The 22791-nt window shown below is 53.1% G+C and carries 21 protein-coding genes; 14 read left to right on the top strand and 7 right to left on the bottom strand.

The features are described 5' to 3' along the window. Positions 1-694: 694 nt before the first annotated feature. Positions 695-1993, top strand: coding sequence for an MFS family transporter (locus FN037_RS13185; RefSeq protein WP_142502411.1), 1299 nt, complete (start codon positions 695-697; stop codon positions 1991-1993). 56 nt (positions 1994-2049) lie between these two features. On the opposite strand, the gene pssA is transcribed toward FN037_RS13185, so the two are convergent. The 4 genes from pssA to trxC form a co-directional block, all read right to left on the bottom strand. Next, positions 2050-3405, bottom strand: a complete 1356-nt coding sequence (gene pssA, locus FN037_RS13180) for a CDP-diacylglycerol--serine O-phosphatidyltransferase (RefSeq protein WP_138361131.1) — start codon at positions 3403-3405, stop codon at positions 2050-2052. A 117-nt stretch (positions 3406-3522) separates the two neighbouring features. Further along, positions 3523-6177 (bottom strand): bifunctional acetate--CoA ligase family protein/GNAT family N-acetyltransferase, encoded by a 2655-nt coding sequence (locus FN037_RS13175; RefSeq protein ID WP_142502410.1) that lies wholly within the window; start codon positions 6175-6177, stop codon positions 3523-3525. A 53-nt stretch (positions 6178-6230) separates the two neighbouring features. Then, complete coding sequence (tapT, locus tag FN037_RS13170) at positions 6231-6911, bottom strand: tRNA-uridine aminocarboxypropyltransferase (protein ID WP_138361002.1); 681 nt, start codon at positions 6909-6911, stop codon at positions 6231-6233. A 69-nt stretch (positions 6912-6980) separates the two neighbouring features. Continuing rightward, positions 6981-7406: a thioredoxin TrxC gene (gene trxC, locus FN037_RS13165; RefSeq protein ID WP_138361003.1), complete on the bottom strand. Its 426-nt coding sequence runs from the start codon at positions 7404-7406 to the stop codon at positions 6981-6983. Positions 7407-7609: 203 nt separating this feature from the next. Between trxC and FN037_RS13160 the strand changes: the two genes are divergently transcribed. Further along, the gene (locus tag FN037_RS13160; RefSeq protein ID WP_142502409.1) at positions 7610-8683 is read left to right on the top strand and encodes a tRNA/rRNA methyltransferase; all 1074 of its coding nucleotides are present in this window, start codon (positions 7610-7612) and stop codon (positions 8681-8683) included. 66 nt (positions 8684-8749) lie between these two features. Here FN037_RS13160 and ung read toward each other — a convergent pair whose 3' ends face one another. Next, on the bottom strand, positions 8750-9439 hold the full coding sequence (gene ung, locus FN037_RS13155; RefSeq protein WP_142502408.1) for a uracil-DNA glycosylase: 690 nt from the start codon (positions 9437-9439) through the stop codon (positions 8750-8752). Between the two features lie 310 nt (positions 9440-9749). Between ung and grcA the strand changes: the two genes are divergently transcribed. Beyond that, positions 9750-10133 (top strand): autonomous glycyl radical cofactor GrcA, encoded by a 384-nt coding sequence (gene grcA, locus FN037_RS13150; RefSeq protein WP_138361006.1) that lies wholly within the window; start codon positions 9750-9752, stop codon positions 10131-10133. A 46-nt stretch (positions 10134-10179) separates the two neighbouring features. Here the strand turns inward: grcA and srmB are convergent, their stop codons facing one another. Continuing rightward, entirely contained in the window at positions 10180-11508 is a 1329-nt protein-coding gene (gene srmB / locus FN037_RS13145; RefSeq protein ID WP_138361007.1) for an ATP-dependent RNA helicase SrmB, read from the bottom strand. A gap of 132 nt (positions 11509-11640) precedes the next feature. On the opposite strand from srmB, the gene trmN reads away from it, so the two are divergent. Beyond that, positions 11641-12381: a tRNA(1)(Val) (adenine(37)-N(6))-methyltransferase TrmN gene (gene trmN / locus FN037_RS13140; RefSeq protein ID WP_138361008.1), complete on the top strand. Its 741-nt coding sequence runs from the start codon at positions 11641-11643 to the stop codon at positions 12379-12381. On the opposite strand, the gene nadB is transcribed toward trmN, so the two are convergent. Continuing rightward, entirely contained in the window at positions 12366-13985 is a 1620-nt protein-coding gene (gene nadB / locus FN037_RS13135; RefSeq protein WP_138361009.1) for an L-aspartate oxidase, read from the bottom strand. The genes trmN and nadB overlap by 16 nt on opposite strands. Positions 13986-14259: 274 nt before the next feature. Here nadB and rseD point away from each other — a divergent pair, with 274 nt between their 5' ends. The 10 genes from rseD to recO all read left to right on the top strand — a co-directional run bounded on the left by rseD (position 14260) and on the right by recO (position 22790). After that, positions 14260-14376, top strand: coding sequence for a rpoE leader peptide RseD (gene rseD / locus FN037_RS24780; RefSeq protein WP_138361133.1), 117 nt, complete (start codon positions 14260-14262; stop codon positions 14374-14376). A 39-nt stretch (positions 14377-14415) separates the two neighbouring features. Further along, a complete protein-coding gene (rpoE, locus tag FN037_RS13120; protein ID WP_004104583.1) occupies positions 14416-14991 on the top strand; it encodes an RNA polymerase sigma factor RpoE in 576 nt (191 codons plus the stop codon). A gap of 32 nt (positions 14992-15023) precedes the next feature. Continuing rightward, positions 15024-15674, top strand: coding sequence for an anti-sigma-E factor RseA (rseA, locus tag FN037_RS13115; protein WP_138361010.1), 651 nt, complete (start codon positions 15024-15026; stop codon positions 15672-15674). Then, entirely contained in the window at positions 15674-16630 is a 957-nt protein-coding gene (rseB, locus tag FN037_RS13110) for a sigma-E factor regulatory protein RseB (protein ID WP_142502407.1), read from the top strand. The genes rseA and rseB overlap by 1 nt, the downstream gene beginning before the upstream one ends. Continuing rightward, entirely contained in the window at positions 16627-17106 is a 480-nt protein-coding gene (gene rseC / locus FN037_RS13105; RefSeq protein WP_138361012.1) for a SoxR-reducing system protein RseC, read from the top strand. The genes rseB and rseC overlap by 4 nt, the downstream gene beginning before the upstream one ends. Before the next feature lie 185 nt (positions 17107-17291). Further along, entirely contained in the window at positions 17292-19091 is a 1800-nt protein-coding gene (gene lepA, locus FN037_RS13100) for a translation elongation factor 4 (protein ID WP_138361013.1), read from the top strand. Positions 19092-19106: 15 nt separating this feature from the next. Beyond that, positions 19107-20081, top strand: coding sequence for a signal peptidase I (gene lepB, locus FN037_RS13095; protein WP_138361014.1), 975 nt, complete (start codon positions 19107-19109; stop codon positions 20079-20081). A gap of 224 nt (positions 20082-20305) precedes the next feature. After that, complete coding sequence (gene rnc, locus FN037_RS13090) at positions 20306-20986, top strand: ribonuclease III (protein ID WP_138361015.1); 681 nt, start codon at positions 20306-20308, stop codon at positions 20984-20986. After that, positions 20983-21888, top strand: coding sequence for a GTPase Era (gene era / locus FN037_RS13085; RefSeq protein ID WP_142502406.1), 906 nt, complete (start codon positions 20983-20985; stop codon positions 21886-21888). The genes rnc and era overlap by 4 nt, the downstream gene beginning before the upstream one ends. A gap of 164 nt (positions 21889-22052) precedes the next feature. Continuing rightward, entirely contained in the window at positions 22053-22790 is a 738-nt protein-coding gene (gene recO, locus FN037_RS13080) for a DNA repair protein RecO (protein WP_142502435.1), read from the top strand. Position 22791 lies beyond the last annotated feature (1 nt).

Here is a 22791-nt window from a genome sequence, read left to right as displayed (position 1 = left end):
ATCAAATAAAGCAAAGGGCTCAGTCGAAAGACCGGGCCCTTTGCTTTATCTGTTGTTTGTCGGTGAGCGCTCTCCTGAGGAGGACAAATCCGCCGGGAGCGGATTTGAACGTTGCGGAGCAACGGCCCGGAGGGTGGCGGGCAGGACGCCCGCCATAAACTGCCAGGCATCAAATAAGTGAAAAGGTCATCCTCACGGATGGCCTTTTAGATTGCTGACAAAGTGCGTTTTTCCGGAATTGCCCGGCGGCGCTTCGCTTGCGCGGGCCTACGAAAAACCCATAACATGATGATATTATTGGTTTTACATGCCAGGTAAGGCGATGGCCGCCACCCGGCAGAAATGCGAGCACAATATCTAAATCAGGTTTGTCATCAGCCTCAAAGGTCATCCTCACGGATGGCCTTTTTGCGTTTATACCGTCCGGGCACTGCCGGATGGCGGCTGCGCCTTATCCGGCTTACGTATGAACCAACACAAAGGCCTGCTCAGACTCACTTATCCTCATATTTCACTTTATCTTCGCCTGTGCGTTATCGTTAATCTTGAATGCTCCTGTCACGGAATAAAACGTGATAACCGTCACATATAAAATTATAACAATTGTATAACATTTTATTCACCAATTAATTTATCCAGATAATCTGCCACGCCCGACGAGACAGATTACAGTCTTTGCTGGAGTAGAATTATAATGACAGAAAGTAGCATTAGCGCATGCAGAACGCTGGATCATGGCGATACCCGGCGTCGTATATGGGCAATTGTAGGGGCATCGTCAGGCAATCTGGTTGAATGGTTTGATTTTTATGTTTACTCATTTTGCTCACTTTATTTTGCCCACATTTTCTTTCCTTCCGGAAATACCACTACGCAATTGTTACAAACTGCAGGTGTATTTGCCGCAGGTTTCCTGATGCGCCCAATTGGCGGCTGGTTATTCGGGCGTATTGCCGATCGACGTGGACGTAAGACGTCCATGCTTATCTCGGTTTGCATGATGTGTTTTGGTTCCCTGGTGATCGCATGCTTACCCGGTTATGCAACGATCGGGACCTGGGCCCCGGCTCTGCTTCTGCTGGCGCGTTTATTTCAGGGACTGTCTGTCGGAGGAGAATATGGCACCAGTGCAACCTATATGAGTGAGGTTGCCGTTGAAGGTAAGAAAGGTTTTTATGCCTCATTTCAGTATGTCACTCTGATTGGAGGCCAGCTTCTGGCGGTACTTGTCGTTGTAGTTTTACAACAAATCCTCAGCAATGAAGATCTGCACGCCTGGGGATGGCGCATTCCCTTTGCGCTTGGCGCAGTGTTAGCTATCGTTGCCCTGTGGCTGCGCCGTCAATTGGACGAAACGTCTAAACAGGAAACGCGCGCGCTAAAAGAGGCGGGATCGTTTAAAGGATTATGGCGTAACCGCAAAGCATTTATTATGGTGCTGGGTTTCACTGCCGCTGGTTCATTGAGCTTTTATACTTTCACCACCTATATGCAAAAATACCTGGTCAATACCGCGGGCATGACGGTGGGTACCGCGAGTATGATTATGACCGCAGCCCTGTTAGTATATATGTTAGTTCAGCCGTTGTTTGGTGCGCTCTCGGATAAAATTGGCCGTCGCACCTCTATGCTCTGCTTTGGCGCATTAGTTACCCTGTTTACCGTTCCTGTCCTCAATGCATTACAACACGTAAGTTCGCCGTATGCGGCATTTGCTTTAGTGGTATGCGCGTTGCTGATCGTCAGTTTCTATACTTCAATTAGCGGGATTCTGAAGGCCGAAATGTTTCCGGCCCAGGTTCGGGCCTTAGGAGTTGGGTTATCTTACGCGGTTGCCAATGCATTATTTGGCGGTTCGGCAGAGTACGTTGCTCTGTCGTTAAAATCGGCCGGGATTGAGCACGCTTTCTACTGGTATGTCACCGTCATGGGGGCGATCGCTTTCCTGGTTTCCCTGACGTTGCACCGTAAAGGTAAGGGCCTGCGTTTGTAGAATTAATGATATGCCTGCAAATGTCAGAAAAAAGCCCCGTGGTACGGGGCAACAATTCAGAGAATGCGGCTGATCAAACGATCTATTCGGATTCGTCGCAGACGCCGGATCAGTTTGCGGACTTTCACCGGGTAGTCGGCAATACTTTGTAGATCACGATAGTGCTGGACGATCGTGGTATGTTGACGGATGAGATTTAGCTCTTTTTCACGCATTGCGCTAAGCTGATTCTCCGGGTCATGAATAAGAATGGCATTTTCCAGATCCAGGCGCCAGGCGCGAGGGTTTAGATTGTTACCGGTCAGCAGCATCCATTCGTCATCAACCCACATGCCTTTCAGGTGGTAGCTGTTATCGTCGTCCTTCCATAAACGGATAATCAATTGCCCACTGTTGACATAATACTGTAGTCGGCTCAGAAAACGCCGTAGATTGATTTCATAAAGATAGGGTAGCGCACCGATAATTTTAAACGGCTGATCTTCCGGAATATAGAAATCATTAGCGGTTTTATCACCGACGATAATTTCAACTTTTTTCCCGCCGCGTAACAGCTGGATGATATTACGCACCAGTAGAGCGGGCAGGTTGAAATAGGGAGTGCAGATAGTCAGTTTATGCTCGGTACAGGGCATCAGATGGAAGATTGTTTTATTCAGCAGGCTGGTCTTACCCAGACCAACGAGCGGCGTTACCGATAGCCGGTCTTCATCCGCATTCCCGAGGAAGTGGTAGCTGCTATCGCGAAGTTCCTGACGATACTGACGGATATCATTTTTGATTTCCGGGCTTTTTGGGCGATCGGATCTGTCAAGACGATTAACGCCACGGCCTTGTACCAGGTGCTGCTCAACCCAGTCGAACATCACATCGGCCATCTTGCTGTTGCGGATACACTGATAGCGATCGTAACGATATTTATCGTGCTGATGCAGGTAAACGTCATTCAGACTGGCGCCGCTATAGAGCACGCAATCATCAATGATAAAGCCTTTGAAGTGGAGAACCCCGAGCGCTTCACGGGTATTGACCGGAACGCCATAAACCGGGATATCGACACCAGGATTTTTCTGCGCCATGCGGCAATACCAGTCGGCATTGGTGTTTGATGCTGCGGCACCAATACGGCCACGCTGGGCGCGATGCCAGTCCACCAGCACCCGAACATCCAGTTCAGGGCGCAGGCGCTTCGCATCATACAATGCCTGCAGAATTCCTTTGCCGCCATCATCCTGCTCCAGATAGAGCGCAATAATACAAATACGCTGGGTGGCCTGAGCTATCCTGGCCAGTAACGCTTGCCGAAAATCTGCCGGAGCGTAAAAGAACTCGATATCATCAACTGACTGATAAAGCTTAGGGAGTTGGGCAAGGTGTTGTTGATGTTTATTACGTTTAAATTTTGACAACATCACAGTGCGTTTCTTCTCTGTTTATTGAAGGGTCTTCTGTACCATGCAGACGACGTAAGCGGGCAATAATACCATTACTACCCGTTAAAGTAGTCAACAATTGCGCCCGGCTGTTTGTCATTGCTCAGATACAAGCTGAAGAGACAGACTGACAATCCCATCTTCAAGCTGAATATCAACCGAGAATCCCAGCTTTCTGGCGAGGCCGATCATGCCTTTATTATTCGGCATAGTGATGCCATTTAGCCGCTGAAGTCCATGGCTTTGTGTATAGGCAATCAGCTTTTCGAGTAGACGGCGGCCTAAACCCAGGCCTTTCAAGTCAGATCGCACCAGTACGGCGAACTCGGCATCAATATTATCCGGATCGGAGATTGCCCGCGTCACGCCGAGGATCTCATTCCCCGCCGTTGTGGAACGTACTGCGACAAAGGCCATTTCTCGATCGTAGTCGATCTGCGTCATATTGGCTAAGTCATCGTGCGTAAATTCGTTGATTTCGCTGAAGTAACGATAATAAAGATCTTCCTTCGTGACCTGGGCAATAAAGGCCAATAGCTGGGGTTCATCTTCCGGGAGGATTGGGCGGAACAGGCAGCGTTCACCATTCTTCATTATCACCCACTCTTCCAGTTGCTGCGGATAAGGGCGTATGGCCAGGCGGCTTTCTCTATCGCCAGTGAATGGGGACAGACTTAATGTTACGTCAAGCGCAGTGAATTCATGGCCGGAAGCCAGAAGAGGATGAATATCCAGACGCTGAATCTGCGGGCAATCGACAATTAAATTTGAGACCTGTACCAGCAGTTGGCTCAGGCCCGGAATATCCAGAGGGCGTAGCGCACTGCGCCCACGCACCTTTTTACTTTTGATGGCCTGAATAACCAGATAGCGCGCAAGGTTCATATTCAGCGGTGGCAGCGCGACAGCGGCCTGATCCTCCGCACGCCACTCCATGCCGCCTTCGCCCAGCATGATCAGCGGCCCGAAAACCGGATCGTGCTCCACAACCACCCGTAACTCCTGCGCCCCGGCGCGATTGGCCATGCTTTGCACCAGTAGCCCGTGAATGCGTGCCTGCGGCCAGGTCATTTTGACGCGATCGATAATGGCATCCGCCGCCTGCTGGACCTCGCTGGCGGTACGCAGATAAAGCATAACCCCCTGAACTTCCGACTTATGCGGAATATCCGGTGAACGGAGCTTCAGGGCCACAGGATAACCAATCTGCTCGGCAATATGCACAGCCTCGGCACTATCTGCGGCAATCCATGTTGGCAGGGTATGAATACCGTAAGCATGCAGGACAGGGCTCACTTCATGCGTGTCCAGCGACGTTGCGCCTTCGTCAATCGCACGCTGTAGCAAACTATGAGCTTCGGTGGAATTGGCGGTTAAGGAATTTGACAGTACCGGGGTTTCTCTGAGCTGTTTCTGGTTACGTCGATACTCCACCATATGCATAAAGGCGGTAATCGTCCCTTCGGGCGTGCGATAGGTTGGCAGACCAGCATCGCTAAACAGACGTCGGGCTTCCTGAGAGGAAAACTCACCACACCAGTTGGTGAGAACGGTGACGAACTTGCCGCGCGGATGACGCTTCAGGGCGTCAATGAGCGCCAGCGCGCTTTCTGTTCCTGGTGCGGCGGCGCTTGGTGAATGGATTACCAGTAGCGCATCGTAGTCATGGCTATCCAGCAGTACATTCAGCGCGTTGAGATAGTGCTCGCTACTGGCGTCATCGCGCAGATCCAGCGGGTTGGCGATGGCAATACCGTCAGGTAATGCCTGGCGGAGATTGTTGCAGGTTTCCTCGCTGAGAACGGCAAGTTTGCCGTTACGTAGCCAGAGTTCGTCGAGGGCCAGCGCTGCTGGCGCGGCGCCGTTACTGATAATCATCAGTTTCTCGCCGCGCAGAGGGCGCATGTGACTAAGGGTTTCGACCGCAGAAAAGAGTTCGTGTGTGTCCTGCACCCGCAGTAAGCCTGCGCGCTGAATAGCTGCGTCCCAGGCGGGATCCATACCGGAATTAACGTGCAGAAGCTTCTGTGCCGCCGGGCTGCGCCCACTTTTAATCACCAGGATGGGCTTGTTGCGCGATGCGCTACGGGCCGCTGAAACAAAACGTCGGGCATCGCTCAGGTGCTCAAGGTAGAGCAAAATAGCGCTGGTTTTACTGTCGCGCGCAAGGAAGTCGAGCAGGTCGTCAACATCAATATCCAGGCTATCGCCCAGGGCAATAAAGTAAGAAAACCCCATCTCGCGCTGCTGAGCCCAGTCGAGAATCGTGTTGGAGACCGCCGCTGATTGTGAGATAAACGCCAGTTTACCGCGATGAATCGGGACCGGTGAAAAACTGGCGTTGAGACCCTGCCAGGGAGCGAGAAGGCCCAGACTATTCGGCCCGAGCAGCCGCATTTGGTAGCGGGCGGCGCACTCAAGCAGAGCAGGATAGTGTTCGGGAATGGACGAGAGAATAATGCAGGTTTTACACCCTTTTTTCCCCAGTGCTTCCAGCAATTCAAGGTTTCTGCGGGCGTTAGTACAAAGCACAGCAAGATCGGGCGTGAAGGGCAGCGTATCGACGGTGGGCCAGGCCAGCACCCCGAGGACCGCTTTCCATGCCGGCGTTACCGGGAGAACCGGGCCGTTAAATCCGCCAGCCAGCAGGTTGCGCATCATCAGATAACCGGCGCGCTGTGGCTTCATGGATGCGCCAATAACGGCGATCGACTTTGGCCGCAGCAATGCTTCCAGGCCTCGTTGGCTCATACCGGTCTCCTTTGATCCGCAATGACCGAATGATTTTAAACGCTTTCTGGCAATTATGCTGTGATACTGCCCCTGTGCTGCGTTTTTCCTGCCAGGTAGCGTGTTCTGAATAAGCTAAAGTGATCGCCAAGCGCAGCGGCTGCGGTTTTATCCCCCGCGAGATCCAGCAGCGCAATCGCCACTTCGGCGGTGCAGTATTGCCCTTCCGCGTGAGCTTCCCGCAGTTGATAAGCGGAGATACGCGACAGGTCGACGGAAATCATCGGCAGCGCATCGAGCCACGGACTTTTGCGGAACATTTTTCGCGCTTCGGGCCAGGTGCCGTCAAGCATAATAAACAGCGGCGGTTTTCCCGGAGGCGGAGCATCAAGCACCTGGCGTTCAGTACCGGCATAAGAAGCCGGAAAAACCACCATCGGCTGGTATCGCGAGTCGGCGACTAAGTCGAGAAGCGCTTGTGGTGGTTCGGTGCGTGACCATTGAAATGCTTCCGTATCCGGCAGGATGTCAGCAATCAGCCGTCCGGTATTGCTGGGCTTCATTGGCTCGGTATCGAACATCACCAGACAAAAACGGCTGGCGGCAGTAGCCGGGGCGAGAGTGGCGCAGAGACACTGCTTCTGCGGGAGCAGGCAACCCTGGCAGCGAGGGATGCGGTTGCCGCGGGCAAGAAAAGGCCGGGTAGCGCGTGCGAGGCGTTCAGCGCGAAGGCGAAGGACAGCGTTATCAGTCATGGGGATCGCTAACAAAAGACGCCATTGTCGCAGAGGTGAAAACGGGGCACAAGCGGCGCCCCGTCTCGTTTACTGCTGGCCTGCTTCGTTTAGCCAGCTATCGAAAGGCGCTTTGGGGACGGCGCCGTTCAGCATATCGATAACCTGACCATTTTTGAACATCATAATGGTGGGGATACTGCGAATGCGGAAACGCGCGCTCAGTTCTCGTTCCACTTCGGTATTCACCTTCACGAAACGCATTTCGCCGCTGCGTTCTTCCGCCACATCTTCAAATACTGGCGCAAAGTTACGGCAAGGGCCGCACCACGGCGCCCAAAAATCGACAACAACAGGGAGATCGTCTTTCAGCAGTTTATCCAGCGTTGCCCCGGTCGCGTTGATCACATCGCCGTCAAAAAGATCGTGACCGCAGCGTCCGCATTTCGCGCCTTCTGCGCTACGATCGTCCGGGATGCGGTTCAGAGCCTGACAACTGGCACAAACGGTATTCATAACTAACCTCTGGTTATGGGTTGCAGCGCGGCACGTGGCCGATTTGTTTCTGTAATGTTACATATTATTGATGCTCAGATAATAAAGGACAATGAGTTTTATTCAATGAATACGATAGACTCCGGCTTTTAAATGAAATAATGGCTAAGTGATGGCACATCGGGTAATCTGCGCGCTTCGCGCAGCGCAGGTGGAGAAAATTGATGAGCGACGACGAACTGAAAAATAAAAGCGGCAAGGTCAAAGTGATGTATGTCCGCAGTGATGATGATTCTGACAGACGTACCCATAACCCACGAACCGGGAAAGGCGGGGGGCGTCCAGGAAAGTCTCGTGTTGACGGTCGTCACCGCCCTGCGCGCGATGAAAAAGAGAGCCGCGGCGGCGAGCGTAAACGTGATGAGCGCAAGCGTGAAGGTTTTGTCGGTGAGGGAACCTCTCCGTGGCGTACCGTATCCCGCGCGCCGGGTGATGACGCGCCGGTAAAAGTGGATCACGGCGGGATCAGCGGAAAAAGCTTTATCGATCCTGAAGTGCTGCGCCGCCAGCGTGCGGAAGAGACCCGCGTCTATGGTGAAAATGCCTGTCAGGCGCTTTTCCAGAGCCGTCCGGATGCCATCGTACGCGCCTGGTTTATTCAGAGTGTCACCCCGCGCTTCAAAGAAGCCCTGCGCTGGATGGCGGCTAATCGTAAAGCCTACCACGTGGTCGATGATGCAGAACTGGCGAAAGCGTCCGGCACTGAACATCATGGGGGCGTATGTTTCCTGATTAAAAAGCGGCACGGGACCTCGGTTGAACAGTGGGTGGCGAAAGCCGATGCTGAAGATTGCGTCCTGGCGCTGGAAGATGTCGGCAATCCGCATAACCTCGGCGCGATTATGCGCAGCTGCGCGCACTTCGGGGTGAAGGGGGTGATTGTGCAGGATGCGGGCGTTATGGAGTCCGGGGCTGCAATTCGTACCGCAGAAGGCGGCGCGGAACATGTTGAACCGATTACGGGCGACAGCTTTATCGATACGCTTGATCGCTTCCGCAAAGCGGGTTATGCGATTGTTTCGACGTCGAGCCATAACGGAACGCCATTGTTTAAAGCCGAACTGCCGAAGAAAATGGTGCTGGTATTAGGTCAGGAAAATGATGGTCTGTCCGATGCCGCTATCTCCAGCGCCGATCTGAATGTGGTGATTGAAGGAACCGGCAATGTTGAAAGCCTGAACGTTTCCGTTGCGACCGGCGTGCTGCTGGCGGAATGGTGGCGTCAGAATAAAGCATGATGCCTTAGTCCAGAGTTAAAAATGCCAGCGTAATGCTGGCATTCTCATTTTGAATCTGGCTCTGCGTTATTCACTTTCAGCCGGCAGCCTGGGTACCCAGTCAATCGGCGTTTCACCGCGTTCCGCCAGCCACTGATTTGCCCGAACGAAATGATTGCTGCCGAAGAACCCGCGGTGAGCGGAGAGCGGCGAAGGATGAGGCGCTTTCAGCACGCAGTGGCGCTGGCGATCGATAATCGCGCCTTTCTTCTGGGCATGTGAACCCCACAGCAGAAACACAACGCCTTCCCGATGCTGGTTAATCAAGGAAATCACTTTATCCGTAAAGGTTTCCCATCCGAGGCTGGCGTGCGAGTGTGCCTGGCCTGCGCGTACCGTTAATACGGTATTGAGCAGCAGTACTCCCTGACGTGCCCAGCTTTCGAGATAGCCGTGATTCGGGCGCTGGAAGCCGGGTATTGTCCCTTCCAGTTCCTTGTACATATTCAGCAACGATGGCGGCGTCGCAATCCCTGGCCGAACGGAGAAAGCAAGGCCGTGAGCCTGTCCCGGCCCGTGGTAGGGGTCCTGGCCCAGAATCACCACTTTGACGTCGCTGAGTTCAGTGTAACGAAACGCGTTAAAGACATCTTTTTGCGGTGGGTAGATGGTGATTCCTGATTGGCGCTCTTCAGCTACGGTTTTCAGGGTATTGATAAAATAAGGCTGCTGTTTCTCTTCTGCCAGCACATCGTGCCAGGTTGATGGGGCGGTCATTTTGCTCTCCTGCAAAGTGTCATTGCCATAGCTTAACTGCATCTTTCAGCATCACAAAATTTGCGCCGCCAGATTGACGTTCTTCATGCAAATAAAATTGAAAATTTACAAATTTATTTAGCATTCGCTGGGGCGTAACTTGATGTAAAACAATAATATCCGGTTATACCCATTTTTCTGGTGTGGTTTTTATTGATTTAAATCAAAGAATGCCGGGTGTCCGGCTGATATATATACACTCATACAACAATGGTTTTACCAATTGGCCGAGAAGGCCAATAATCGATAAACACTGCCTGGGAGGCACCAAATGATTACTGGTATCCAAATTACTAAAGCTGCAAATGACGACCTGCTGAACTCTTTCTGGCTGCTGGATAGTGAAAAAGGCGAAGCCCGTTGCCTGTGTGCTAAAGCCGGTTTTGCTGAAGATGATGTGGTTGCGGTAAGCAACCTGGGTAAGATCGAATACCGTGAAATCCCGGTAGATGTGAAACCAGAAGTTCGTGTTGAAGGTGGTCAACACCTGAACGTGAACGTTCTGCGCCGTGAAACGCTGCTGGATGCGGTTGAACATCCGGAAAAATACCCACAGCTGACTATTCGTGTTTCTGGCTATGCGGTGCGTTTTAACTCTCTGACGCCGGAACAGCAGCGCGACGTTATCGCCCGTACTTTTACCGAAAGCCTGTAAGGTTCATTTGATGTGAAAACGCCGGGATATCATTCCCGGCGTTTTTTTACTCTTCGTTTGACTGCGGCGCCGTATCCGCGCTGGGTTTACGGCGCTTACCAATGTTTTTGGTATCGCGATGACGTTTCTTCACGCGCGGTTTCTCTTTATCTTTCTTTTTCTTCTCTGCACGCTTCGCTAAGACTTTTTTCGACGGTTTACCCGTTAGCTTCTCGCTTGGCGCGCGCGTTACCGGGCGCAACTCATCGATCACGCGGGCCTTTAACGGTTCTTCAATATAGCGGCTAATTTTCCCCAGCAACAGGTGATCGTGGGCTTCAACCAGAGAAATTGCCGTTCCTTTCTTACCTGCGCGCCCGGTACGACCGATACGATGCAGATAGATATCCGCCGTACGCGGTAGATCGAAGTTGATGACGTGGCTGACGTCGGGAATATCAATACCGCGGGCGGCAACATCGGTAGCAATTAACACGTTAATACGGCCATCCGTCAGGCGATTAATCGCTTCGTTGCGCTTCATCTGCACCATTTCGCCTTCCAGCCAGCAGGTATTAATACCCGCTTCACGTAGCCAGCCAGCCAGTTCATGAACACGCTCACGCTTGCGTACAAAGACGATAGAACGCGTCGCTTCTGGCTGTTTCAGAAGATGGACGAGCAATGCGGTCTTATGTTTAATGTCATCGGCGCGGTAATACCACTGGTGAATCTTTTTGCGTTCACGAGTAGAAGGGTTAGCAGAGACCTCAACCGGCTCGTCCAGCAGACGCTCAGCAAAATCCTTAATTGCATCGCCTTCGAGGGTGGCGGAGAACAGCATGGTCTGCTTACGCCAGCGGGTTTCACCGGCAATGTGTTCGATATCCTGCGCAAAGCCCATGTCCAGCATACGGTCCGCTTCATCAAGAATCAGCGTTTCAACGGCGCGGCAGTCGAAGTTCTCTTCTTTAATATATTGCAGCAGACGGCCCGTTGTGGCGACAACGATGTCCTGATTCTCGCTAAACACTTCGGCGTGATTCATATATGCGACACCGCCGGTGATCGTGGCGATATCCAGATGGGTATGTTTTGCTAACTCACGCGCATGGTCGGCAACCTGCATTGCCAGCTCGCGGGTCGGGGTCAGGATCAGAATGCGCGGCGGACCAGACTTCTTGCGCGGAAAATCGAGCAGATGCTGCAACGCGGGCAGGAGATACGCCGCTGTTTTACCCGTACCGGTTGGCGCTGAACCGAGGATATCACAGCCATCAAGCGCAGGCGGAATAGCGGCGGCCTGAATGGCGGTCGGGCGTGTGAAACCTTTATCCTGGAGTGCGTCCAGCAGGTTTTCGTCGAGTTCGAGTTCGGAAAAAGTCGTTACAGTCATGATCTACCTCTGAGTGGACCGCCGATTATAGACGTTACCGACGCAATGTTCATCTGTTTGTAAGGCTATCTGTTCTCCGGTATTGTTCATAGCCTTAAGCTCAGGAGTTTTTTGCCCGCAAGGTTATTCAGGATGTCTCAGTCGAAGTTTGCGCTGCCGCGCAATGGTTTTACCTTTAAACAATTCTTTATCGCTCACGATCGATGTGCAATGAAAGTGGGTACAGACGGTATTTTACTTGGCGCATGGGCACCGATAGCTCAGGTAAAGCGCGTGCTGGATATCGGCACCGGCAGCGGCCTGCTGGCGCTGATGCTCGCGCAGCGAACCGGGGAAACTGTCATTGTTGATGCGGTAGAGCTGGAACAAGAGGCGGCGGAACAGGCGCGAGAAAACGCGGTGAATTCTCCATGGGGCAGGCGTATCCAGATCCACCAGGCGGATATTCAGCAATGGCAGCCGCCGCAAACCCGGCGTTATGAGCTGATTGTCAGCAATCCGCCTTTTTTCGTGGAAGGCGTACCCTGCGCAACCTTGCAGCGCGAGCAGGCCCGTTATACCACTTCGCTCGATCACGCGACGTTGTTAACCTGCGCCGCTGAGTTCATTACCGAAGAGGGCTTTTTCTGCGTTGTGCTTCCGGTCGATATTGGTAACGCGTTTGTGCAGCGGGCACAGAATATGGGCTGGCATCTGCGTTTACGTACTGATGTTGCGGAAACGGACGTGCGCCCGCCGCATCGGGTTCTGTTGGCGTTTTCACCAACGGCGGGGGAGGCGTGTTTTAGCGATCGCCTGGTTATCCGTGGGCCAGAGCAGCAATATTCCGAAGGATTTACCGCGCTGACTCAGGATTTTTATCTTTTTATGTGATCCAGCGGAGAGAGCACTGACGGCCCGCTGTTCGTCAGTTGATCAGGATAATCCAGCGTATAGTGAAGCCCGCGGCTCTCTTTACGCAACATGGCGCAGCGAACAATCAGTTCGGCAACCTGAACCAGGTTACGTAACTCCAGCAAATTATTGGAGACACGGAAGCGGGCATAGTATTCATCAAGCTCCTGTTGCAGCATATTGATGCGGCGCAGGGCGCGCTCCAGGCGGCGGGTCGTGCGCACAATGCCGACATAATCCCACATCAGTAAGCGCAGCTCGTGCCAGTTGTGTTGGATGACCACCAGCTCGTCAGGAATTTCGACCTGGCTTTCGTCCCACGACGGCAGCGCATTGACCGCCTGGGCGAAAGGTATGCGTTTAACGATATCTTCAGCAGCGGACCAGCCGTAGACAAGGCATTCAAGCAGCGAGTTTGAGGCCATGCGATTAGCGCCATGTAATCCGGTATAGCTAACTTCGCCGATGGCGTACAGGCCATCGACATCGGTGCGTCCGTTATCATCAACCATCACCCCGCCGCAGGTATAGTGGGCCGCGGGAACGACAGGCACCGGTTCTTTTGTCAGATCGATACCCAGTCCCTGCAGCTTTTCGTCGATCATCGGGAAGTGATGGCGAATAAATTCCGCCGGTTTATGGCTGATGTCAAGATACATGCAGTCAGCACCAAGACGCTTCATTTCATGGTCGATTGCTCTGGCAACGATGTCTCGCGGCGCCAGTTCGCCGCGCTCGTCAAAATCCGGCATAAACCGTGTGCCGTCCGGGCGTTTTAACAAGGCGCCTTCGCCACGCAGCGCTTCAGTCAGCAGGAAATTGCGCGCTTGCGGATGATATAACGCGGTAGGGTGAAACTGATTAAATTCAAGGTTGGCGACCCGACAGCCCGCTCGCCAGGCCATAGCGATGCCATCGCCGGAGGAGACGTCTGGATTTGTCGTATATTGATAGACTTTAGCCGCGCCGCCGGTCGCCAGCACCACCGCTTTCGCGCGACAGGTTTCAACCGCTTCTTTATTACGATTCCAGATCCAGGCGCCCACAACGCGACGTGTCCCCGGCAGGCCGATTTTATCAGAGAGAATCAGATCAACGGCGTTGTTGCGCTCCAGCACATGGATGTTGGGATGCGCCAGCGCCTGACTGACCAGGGTGGTCTCAACAGCTTTCCCCGTTGCATCGGCAGCGTGGAGAATTCGACGATGGCTATGACCTCCTTCACGGGTCAGGTGATAGCTCTCTTCGCCATTCGCCTGAACCTGGGTATCGAACAGTACGCCCTGATCGATAAGCCACTGCACACACGCTTTCGCATGACTGGCGACAAAAGAGACCGCATGACGATCGCAAAGACCCGCACCGGCAATCAACGTATCTTCAATGTGGGATTCTATGCTGTCGGTTTCATCAAAGACAGCGGCGATCCCGCCCTGCGCGTAGAGCGTTGAACCTTCGCTGACAGGGCCTTTGCTCAGCACCGCGACCGAACAGTGTTTCGCCAGGCGTAGGGCAAGGGATAAACCGGCAGCGCCGCTACCGATAATCAACACATCACAGGAGACATCAGGCGTTGTATTCATGGTTTTTGTTTAATTTACTAAACATGGTTGCTGAACAATAGCACCTGAAGGCGATAGTTTGTACATTTTTTTTGTCGCGTGTTGTGACGGCTAAACATAGCGCCTGAATCCAGCGGGCGGTAAATTTAAATGAAAGACACGTTTTACGCCGCCGCTGGCTGGCATCTGGATTTTATAGTGAAATAAAAGCCGGGTTACGCTACCCTTCTGGCGGGTCCTGCGCTTTTTCTTATTATCTTACATATCGTTTAGCAACCGGGACATATAATGAGAGATAACAACCTGTCAGCGGCTGCAAGACGAAAAACACAGGCGTAACGGAACTTTATTGTTTTCAGATACTCCAACCCACAGCTTGCTCATTTATGCAGTAATTGGGTGGTGTTTTTGAATTCACATGGGAATTGGGTTTGGGGAGACATTACCTCGGATGAGCGAGCAGTTAACGGATCAGGTCCTTGTTGAGCGGGTCCAGAAAGGAGATCAGAAAGCATTTAATTTGCTGGTGGTGCGTTACCAGCATAAGGTTGCAAGTCTGGTTTCCCGCTACGTGCCGCCGGGCGATATCGCTGACGTTGTTCAGGAGTCGTTCGTAAAAGCATGGCGTGCGCTGGATTCTTTCCGGGGGGATAGTGCTTTTTATACCTGGTTGTATCGCATTGCCGTCAATACGGCGAAGAATTATCTGGTTGCTCAGGGGCGCCGTCCGCCATCCAGCGATGTTGATGCTAATGATGCTGAAAACTTCGAAAGCGGCGGGGCGTTGAAAGAAATTTCGAACCCTGAGAACTTAATGTTGTCAGAAGAGCTGAGACAAATCGTTTTTCGTACCATCGAATCGCTGCCGGAAGATTTACGCATGGCGATTACGTTGCGGGAGCTGGATGGCATGAGCTATGAAGAAATAGCCGCCATCATGGATTGTCCGGTGGGCACCGTGCGTTCGCGCATCTTCCGGGCGCGGGAAGCTATTGATAATAAAGTTCAACCGCTAATCAGGCGTTGACGATAGCGGAATACTGGAAAAGGGTATCAGGTATGCAGAAAGAAAAACTTTCGGCCTTAATGGATGGCGAGGCGCTGGATAACGAGCTGCTCAATGAGCTGGGTCGTTCATCTGAAATGCAAAAAACCTGGGAGAGTTACCATCTCATCCGCGATACGCTGCGCGGCGATACGACTGAGGTGCTCCATTTCGACATCTCCGCTCGCGTTATGGCTGCGATTGAAAACGAGCCCGCTCGTCATTCGGTTCCTCTTATTCCTGAATCTCAACCTACACCGCATCAGTGGCGCAAGATGCCCTTCTGGCAAAAATTGCGTCCATGGGCCAGTTCGCTCACTCAAATGGGCGTCGCGGCGTGCGTATCCCTTGCGGTGATTGTCGGCGTTCAACAGTATAATGGCCAGGCGGATTCTTCTCAGCAGCCCGAGGCGCCGGTATTTAATACTCTGCCGATGATGGGTAAAGCCAGCCCGGTCAGTCTGGGCGTACCTGCGGATGCGTCAGCAGGAAGCGGTCAGCAGGCTCAGGTGCAGGAACAGCGCCGCAGAATTAATGCTATGCTGCAGGACTATGAATTGCAGCGTCGCCTGCATGCTGAACAGCTTCAGTTTGGTCAGGCCCAGACTCAGCAAGCTGCTATTCAGGTGCCAGGCTATCAAACTTTAGGAACGCAATCGCAGTAATGAAGCAATTTTGGTGTGCCATGTCGCTCATGGCAGGCAGTCTGTTTTTCTCCGTCAACGCCTCGGCTGATGCATCGTCCGGGGCGTTGTTGCAGCAGATGAACCTGGCCAGTCAGTCCCTCAATTACGAGCTTTCGTTCGTCAGCATCAACAAGCAGGGCGTTGAGTCGTTGCGTTATCGACACGCAAAACTGAATAATCGCCCTCTCGCTCAGCTGTTACAGCTCGACGGGCCTCGTCGTGAAGTGGTGCTGCGTGGCACGGAAATTAGCTATTTTGAACCGGGCCTTGATCCGTTCACTCTGAACGGTGACTATATTGTTGATTCCCTGCCTTCACTGGTGTATAGCGACTTTAAACGGCTGGCGGCTTATTACGACTTTATCTCCGTCGGGCGTACGCGCATCGCCGATCGCTTATGCGATGTCGTCCGCGTCGTTGCGCGTGACGGTACGCGTTACAGCTATATCGCCTGGTTAGATGTTGAAACGAAGCTACCGCTACGCATTGATTTGCTTGATCGCGATGGTGAAACGCTTGAGCAATTCCGCGTCGTCGCGTTTAACGTCGGCGATAACGTGAGCGCCAGTATGGAAACGCTGGCTAAGGCGAGTCTCCCCCCGCAACTGTCCGTTCCGGAGAGTAGTAATAAGGCCAACTTTAACTGGGCGCCAACCTGGCTGCCGCAGGGCGTTACCGAGGTGTCCAGCAGCCGACGCCGTCTACCCAATTTCGATGGCCCGGTAGAATCGCGGCTGTATTCCGATGGGTTGTTTAGTTTCTCTATCAATATCAATCACGCCACGGCAAACAGCAGCGATCAGCTCCTGCGTACCGGCCGTCGTACCGTAAGCACCACCGTGCGCGATAATGCAGAGATAACCATTGTTGGCGAGCTACCGCCGCAAACCGCGAAGCGTATTGCCGACAGTATTAAATTCGGGGCAGCACAATGATCAAAGAGTGGGCGACGGTTGTTTCCTGGAGTAACGGCATTGCGCAGGTGCACTGCGATGTTAAGGCATCCTGCAGTAGCTGCGCTTCCCGCGCCGGTTGCGGTAGTCGGGTGCTGAATAAGCTTGGTCCGCAAACCAGTCATACCATTAGCGTTCCATATGAACAACCGTTGTCGGGCGGGCAAAAAGTGGAACTGGGTATTGCGGAGAGCAGCCTGCTGGGGTCAGCGATGTTGGTCTATATGGTGCCGTTAGTCGGGCTATTCGTGATGGCGTCGATATTCCAGTTTCTGTTTGCCAATGACTTCGCTTCGCTGTGTGGGGCAATTCTGGGGGGCGTTGGCGGGTTTTTGCTGGCCCGTGGTCTTTCAGCGGGCTTAGCCACCCGGCAGTCATGGCAGCCGGTTATTCTTAGCGTTGGTTTGCCGCCAGATTTAGTCCGTGTTGAGACACCTTCCTCACCATTGGGTCAGTGATTTCACTGGCCCTTATCTTTACTTACAACTCCTGCAAGATCTCGTCATTTACTCCGGTTATGCTAGCGGTAAGAGCATTTCCTGGTTTCGTGGATGTAGTGTAGAATGCGGCGTTTTCGGATTAAAAAACGTCAGGCGCAGAACTGCGGCCTCATGATACGCGTAAGGCATAATTAACTCTAAATATGAAGAATATACGTAACTTTTCCATCATCGCCCACATCGACCACGGTAAGTCGACGTTGTCTGATCGTATTATCCAGATTTGCGGTGGCCTGTCCGATCGTGAAATGGCGGCTCAGGTTCTGGACTCCATGGATCTTGAACGTGAGCGCGGTATCACTATTAAGGCGCAGAGCGTTACGCTGGATTATAAAGCGACTGATGGCGAGACCTATCAGCTGAACTTTATCGACACCCCTGGTCACGTCGATTTCTCTTATGAAGTTTCCCGTTCCCTTGCGGCCTGTGAAGGCGCTTTGCTGGTGGTTGACGCCGGTCAGGGCGTTGAAGCCCAGACGCTGGCTAACTGTTATACGGCGATGGAAATGGATCTCGAAGTGGTGCCGGTCCTGAACAAAATCGACCTGCCTGCGGCCGATCCGGAACGCGTGGCGGAAGAGATTGAAGACATCGTAGGTATTGACGCTACTGATGCGGTGCGCTGTTCGGCGAAGACCGGCGTTGGCGTACCGGATGTGCTGGAGCGTCTGGTACGGGATATTCCGCCGCCGGAGGGTGACCCGGAAGCGCCGCTACAGGCGTTGATTATCGACTCCTGGTTTGATAACTACCTCGGCGTTGTCTCCCTGGTGCGTATCAAAAACGGCACCATGCGCAAAGGCGATAAAATCAAGGTGATGAGTACCGGGCAGGTGTATAACGCCGATCGTCTGGGTATTTTCACGCCGAAGCAGATTGACCGTACTGAACTGGAATGCGGTGAGGTTGGCTGGCTGGTTTGCGCGATTAAAGATATTCTCGGCGCGCCGGTTGGCGATACGCTGACGCTCGCCCGTAACCCGGCGGAAAAAGCGCTGCCGGGCTTTAAAAAGGTCAAACCGCAGGTTTATGCCGGCCTGTTCCCGGTAAGCTCGGATGATTATGAAAACTTCCGCGACGCGCTGGGCAAACTGAGCCTCAACGACGCGTCTCTGTTTTATGAGCCGGAAAGCTCAACTGCGCTGGGCTTTGGTTTCCGCTGCGGCTTCCTCGGCCTGCTGCATATGGAGATCATCCAGGAGCGCCTGGAGCGTGAATACGATCTGGATCTGATCACCACCGCGCCAACGGTAGTCTATGAAGTCGAAACCACCTCAAAAGAAGTGATCTACGTTGATAGCCCGTCTAAGCTGCCGCCGTTGAACAATATCCAGGAGTTGCGCGAACCGATCGCCGAATGTCATATGCTGCTGCCGCAGGAGTATCTCGGCAACGTGATTACCCTGTGTGTGGAAAAGCGTGGTGTGCAAACCAACATGGTTTACCACGGTAATCAGGTTGCGCTGACCTATGAAATCCCAATGGCGGAAGTGGTGCTCGACTTCTTTGATCGTCTGAAGTCTACCTCGCGTGGCTATGCGTCGCTGGACTATAACTTCAAGCGTTTCCAGGCTTCCAACATGGTGCGCGTGGATGTGCTGATCAATGGCGAACGCGTTGATGCGCTGGCGCTGATCACCCACAACGATAACGCGCCGTATCGTGGCCGCGAGCTGGTTGAGAAGATGAAAGATCTGATCCCGCGCCAGCAGTTTGATATTGCTATCCAGGCCGCTATCGGCAACCACATTATTGCCCGCTCCACCGTTAAACAACTGCGTAAAAACGTGCTGGCGAAATGCTACGGCGGCGACGTCAGTCGTAAGAAGAAACTGCTGCAGAAGCAGAAAGAAGGTAAGAAGCGTATGAAGCAAGTGGGTAACGTTGAATTGCCGCAGGAAGCGTTCCTCGCCATTCTGCACGTTGGTAAAGACGGTAAATAACCTTAAGGAGTTGGCATGGCGAACATGTTTGCCCTGATCCTGGTCATCGCTACACTGGTGACGGGTCTGTTGTGGTGCCTCGATAAATTTATCTTTGCGCCAAAACGTCGTGATCATCAGGCCGCTGCTCTGGCAGCGACTGGCGACCAGTTGGACAAAAAAACGCTGAAAAAAGTTGGCCCGAAACCCGGCTGGCTGGAAACAGGCGCTTCGGTATTCCCGGTACTGGCCATTGTGCTGGTGGTTCGCTCATTTATTTATGAGCCCTTCCAGATCCCTTCGGGGTCAATGATGCCGACCCTGCTGATTGGCGATTTTATCCTGGTGGAGAAGTTTGCTTACGGCATTAAAGATCCGATTTATCAGAAAACGCTAATTGAAACCGGTCATCCGAAACGGGGCGATATCGTCGTCTTCAAATATCCGCAAGATCCGAGCCTGGATTATATTAAACGTGCGGTGGGTTTACCGGGTGATAAAGTCACTTACGATCCGATCGCTAAACAGATCACCATTCAGCCAGGCTGTAGTTCTGGCCAGGCCTGCGGCAATGCTCTGCCGATAACCTATTCCAACGTTGAGCCGAGCGATTTCGTACAGACTTTCTCTCGTAGCAATGGCGGTGAAGCGAGTAGCGGTTTCTGGCAGTTGCCAAAAGGCGAAACTAAGGCTGACGGTATCCGGCTGACGGAACGCAAAGAGACGCTGGGCGACGTCACGCACAGTATTCTGACCGTGCCGATTGCGCAGGACCAGGTGGGGATGTATTACCATCAGTCCGGCTTGCCGCTGGCGACCTGGATCGTTCCGCCGGGGCAATATTTCATGATGGGCGACAACCGTGATAACAGCGCTGACAGCCGTTATTGGGGCTTTGTGCCGGAAGCCAATCTGGTGGGTAAAGCGGTCGCAATCTGGATGAGCTTCGAAAAACAGGAAGGTGAGTGGCCTACCGGAGTCCGTTTATCCCGTATCGGCGGCATCCATTAATTTCCCGCTCTTATTCACGCTGCCGCGGTAATAACGGCAGCGTGAATTATTTAAGATTTAAATCTTGCCAAACTAACGACATCCCTTGTTGTTGCGTATAGAATATCCCCCTGAAGTTTTAGGTTGTCTTTCGTAAGATTGACACAGCACACGAAACCGCGTTGGTTGTTACTCAGGTCGGTTTCGTGTGCTGCATTTTTGACGCATTTATCTATTGGTAACGCATGAACCCCATCGTAATTAATCGGCTTCAACGAAAGCTGGGCTACACTTTTCATCATCAGGATCTGTTGCAACAGGCATTAACTCACCGCAGTGCCAGCAGCAAACACAATGAACGTCTGGAGTTTTTAGGCGACTCAATATTGAGTTTTGTGATCGCAAACGCGCTCTATCATCGTTTTCCACGTGTGGATGAAGGCGATATGAGCCGTATGCGCGCGACGCTGGTGCGAGGCAATACGCTGGCGGAGATTGCTCGCGAATTTGAGCTAGGTGAATGTCTGCGTCTTGGACCGGGTGAATTGAAAAGCGGAGGTTTTCGCCGTGAATCCATTCTGGCGGATACCGTTGAAGCTTTAATTGGCGGGATTTTCCTCGACAGCGATATTCAGAACGTGGAGCGCCTGATTCTCTCCTGGTACCAAAGCCGTCTGGACGAAATTAGTCCGGGTGATAAGCAAAAAGATCCGAAGACCCGCTTGCAGGAGTACCTGCAGGGGCGTCACCTGCCGCTACCGTCTTACCTGGTTGTCCAGGTTCGCGGCGAGGCGCACGATCAGGAATTTACTATCCACTGCCAGGTTAGCGGCCTGAGTGAACCGGTGGTTGGCACGGGTTCTAGCCGCCGTAAGGCGGAGCAGGCTGCCGCCGAACAGGCGCTGAAAAAGCTGGAGCTGGAATGAGCGAAGAAAAAAACTACTGCGGATTTATTGCCATCGTTGGTCGTCCTAACGTGGGTAAATCTACTCTGCTGAATAAGCTGCTCGGGCAAAAGATCTCTATCACTTCCCGTAAAGCCCAGACTACGCGTCACCGCATTGTCGGTATTCATACCGAAGGTCCGTATCAGGCAATCTATGTCGATACTCCCGGTCTGCATATGGAAGAAAAGCGCGCCATTAACCGCCTGATGAACAAAGCGGCCAGCAGCTCTATCGGCGACGTTGAGCTGGTTATCTTCGTGGTTGAAGGTACCCGCTGGACGCCAGACGACGAGATGGTGCTCAACAAGCTGCGTGACGGTAAAGCGCCGGTGATCCTGGCGGTGAACAAAGTCGATAACGTACAGGAAAAAGCGGATCTGCTGCCGCACCTGCAGTTTCTCGGTAGCCAGATGAACTTCCTCGATATCGTGCCGATCTCCGCGGAAACCGGGCTGAACGTGGATACTATCGCCGGGATCGTGCGCAAGCATCTGCCGGAGGCTATCCATCATTTCCCGGAAGATTACATCACCGATCGCTCCCAGCGCTTTATGGCTTCCGAGATCATCCGTGAAAAACTGATGCGTTTCCTCGGGGCTGAACTGCCGTATTCCGTTACTGTCGAAATTGAGCGCTTCGTGTCTAATGAACGCGGCGGCTACGATATCAACGGCCTGATTCTGGTTGAGCGTGAAGGGCAGAAGAAGATGGTGATTGGCAATAAAGGCGCCAAAATCAAAACCATCGGTATCGAAGCGCGTAAAGACATGCAGGATATGTTCGAAGCGCCGGTTCACCTGGAGCTGTGGGTGAAAGTGAAATCCGGCTGGGCCGATGACGAACGCGCGTTGCGCAGTCTCGGTTACGTCGACGATCTCTGAGTTGGATACGCTATGGCTTTCCGGGAGCCGGAAAAAACGCGCGGGGTTTTGAACAGCGCTTGCGCTGACTCGGTCAGCACCGGATCCGGGGAGTATACTGTTGTTTGCAGTGGCGGAAAGCGGGCGCAACCCGTCTGTCGGCAACGTAAAAGACGGCAAATATGATGGACGGCTGGCAGCGCGCTTTTGTTCTGCATAGTCGACCCTGGAGCGAAAGCAGCCTGATGCTGGACGCCTTCACGGAAGAGTCAGGGCGCGTACGCCTTGTCGCTAAAGGCGCACGTTCTAAACGCTCCAGTCTTAAAGGCGCGCTTCAGCCTTTCACGCCCTTACTGCTCCGCTTTAGCGGGCGCGGCGAAGTCAAAACGTTGCGCAGCGCGGAGGCCGTTTCCCTGGCGCTGCCGCTTAGCGGTATCACGCTTTACAGCGGGCTTTACGTTAACGAACTGCTTTCCCGCGTGCTGGAGCACGAAACGCGCTTCTCTGAACTCTTCTTTGATTATCTGCACTGTATTCAGTCTCTGGCTGGCGCGAGCGGCTCGCCGGAACCGGCGCTGCGTCGTTTTGAACTGGCGCTGCTTGGGCACCTGGGCTACGGCGTTGATTTTCTGCACTGCGCCGGGAGCGGGGAACCGGTTGACGACACCATGACCTATCGCTACCGTGAAGAGAAAGGTTTTATCGCCAGCGTGGTTATTGATAACAACACCTTTACCGGGCACCATCTTAAGGCGCTGGCGAGCCGGGAATTTCCTGACAGCGACGCCCTGCGCGCGGCAAAACGTTTCACCCGTATCGCCCTGAAACCCTATCTTGGCGGAAAACCGTTAAAGAGTCGGGAGCTGTTTCGCCAGTTTATGCCCGCGCGGGCGGCGCGTGCCGATAAACCAAATAACGATTAAT

The sequence above is a fragment of the Klebsiella sp. 2680 genome, assembly GCF_900198535.1.
GTDB classification, from domain to species: Bacteria; Pseudomonadota; Gammaproteobacteria; order Enterobacterales; family Enterobacteriaceae; genus Klebsiella; species Klebsiella indica.
The sequence above is the reverse complement of the archived record's forward strand: the minus strand, read 5'-3'. Positions and strand labels throughout refer to the sequence as shown.

Excerpts from the sequence above, each read along its gene's own strand:
- FN037_RS13185 (WP_142502411.1), top strand. The coding sequence starts at position 695 with ATGACAGAAAGTAGCATTAGCGCATGCAGAACGCTGGATCATGGCGAT.
- pssA (WP_138361131.1), bottom strand. The coding sequence starts at position 3,405 with ATGTTGTCAAAATTTAAACGTAATAAACATCAACAACACCTTGCCCAA.
- FN037_RS13175 (WP_142502410.1), bottom strand. The coding sequence starts at position 6,177 with ATGAGCCAACGAGGCCTGGAAGCATTGCTGCGGCCAAAGTCGATCGCC.
- tapT (WP_138361002.1), bottom strand. The coding sequence starts at position 6,911 with ATGACTGATAACGCTGTCCTTCGCCTTCGCGCTGAACGCCTCGCACGC.
- trxC (WP_138361003.1), bottom strand. The coding sequence starts at position 7,406 with ATGAATACCGTTTGTGCCAGTTGTCAGGCTCTGAACCGCATCCCGGAC.
- FN037_RS13160 (WP_142502409.1), top strand. The coding sequence starts at position 7,610 with ATGAGCGACGACGAACTGAAAAATAAAAGCGGCAAGGTCAAAGTGATG.
- ung (WP_142502408.1), bottom strand. The coding sequence starts at position 9,439 with ATGACCGCCCCATCAACCTGGCACGATGTGCTGGCAGAAGAGAAACAG.
- grcA (WP_138361006.1), top strand. The coding sequence starts at position 9,750 with ATGATTACTGGTATCCAAATTACTAAAGCTGCAAATGACGACCTGCTG.
- srmB (WP_138361007.1), bottom strand. The coding sequence starts at position 11,508 with ATGACTGTAACGACTTTTTCCGAACTCGAACTCGACGAAAACCTGCTG.
- trmN (WP_138361008.1), top strand. The coding sequence starts at position 11,641 with ATGTCTCAGTCGAAGTTTGCGCTGCCGCGCAATGGTTTTACCTTTAAA.
- nadB (WP_138361009.1), bottom strand. The coding sequence starts at position 13,985 with ATGAATACAACGCCTGATGTCTCCTGTGATGTGTTGATTATCGGTAGC.
- rpoE (WP_004104583.1), top strand. The coding sequence starts at position 14,416 with ATGAGCGAGCAGTTAACGGATCAGGTCCTTGTTGAGCGGGTCCAGAAA.
- rseA (WP_138361010.1), top strand. The coding sequence starts at position 15,024 with ATGCAGAAAGAAAAACTTTCGGCCTTAATGGATGGCGAGGCGCTGGAT.
- rseB (WP_142502407.1), top strand. The coding sequence starts at position 15,674 with ATGAAGCAATTTTGGTGTGCCATGTCGCTCATGGCAGGCAGTCTGTTT.
- rseC (WP_138361012.1), top strand. The coding sequence starts at position 16,627 with ATGATCAAAGAGTGGGCGACGGTTGTTTCCTGGAGTAACGGCATTGCG.
- lepA (WP_138361013.1), top strand. The coding sequence starts at position 17,292 with ATGAAGAATATACGTAACTTTTCCATCATCGCCCACATCGACCACGGT.
- lepB (WP_138361014.1), top strand. The coding sequence starts at position 19,107 with ATGGCGAACATGTTTGCCCTGATCCTGGTCATCGCTACACTGGTGACG.
- rnc (WP_138361015.1), top strand. The coding sequence starts at position 20,306 with ATGAACCCCATCGTAATTAATCGGCTTCAACGAAAGCTGGGCTACACT.
- era (WP_142502406.1), top strand. The coding sequence starts at position 20,983 with ATGAGCGAAGAAAAAAACTACTGCGGATTTATTGCCATCGTTGGTCGT.
- recO (WP_142502435.1), top strand. The coding sequence starts at position 22,053 with ATGGACGGCTGGCAGCGCGCTTTTGTTCTGCATAGTCGACCCTGGAGC.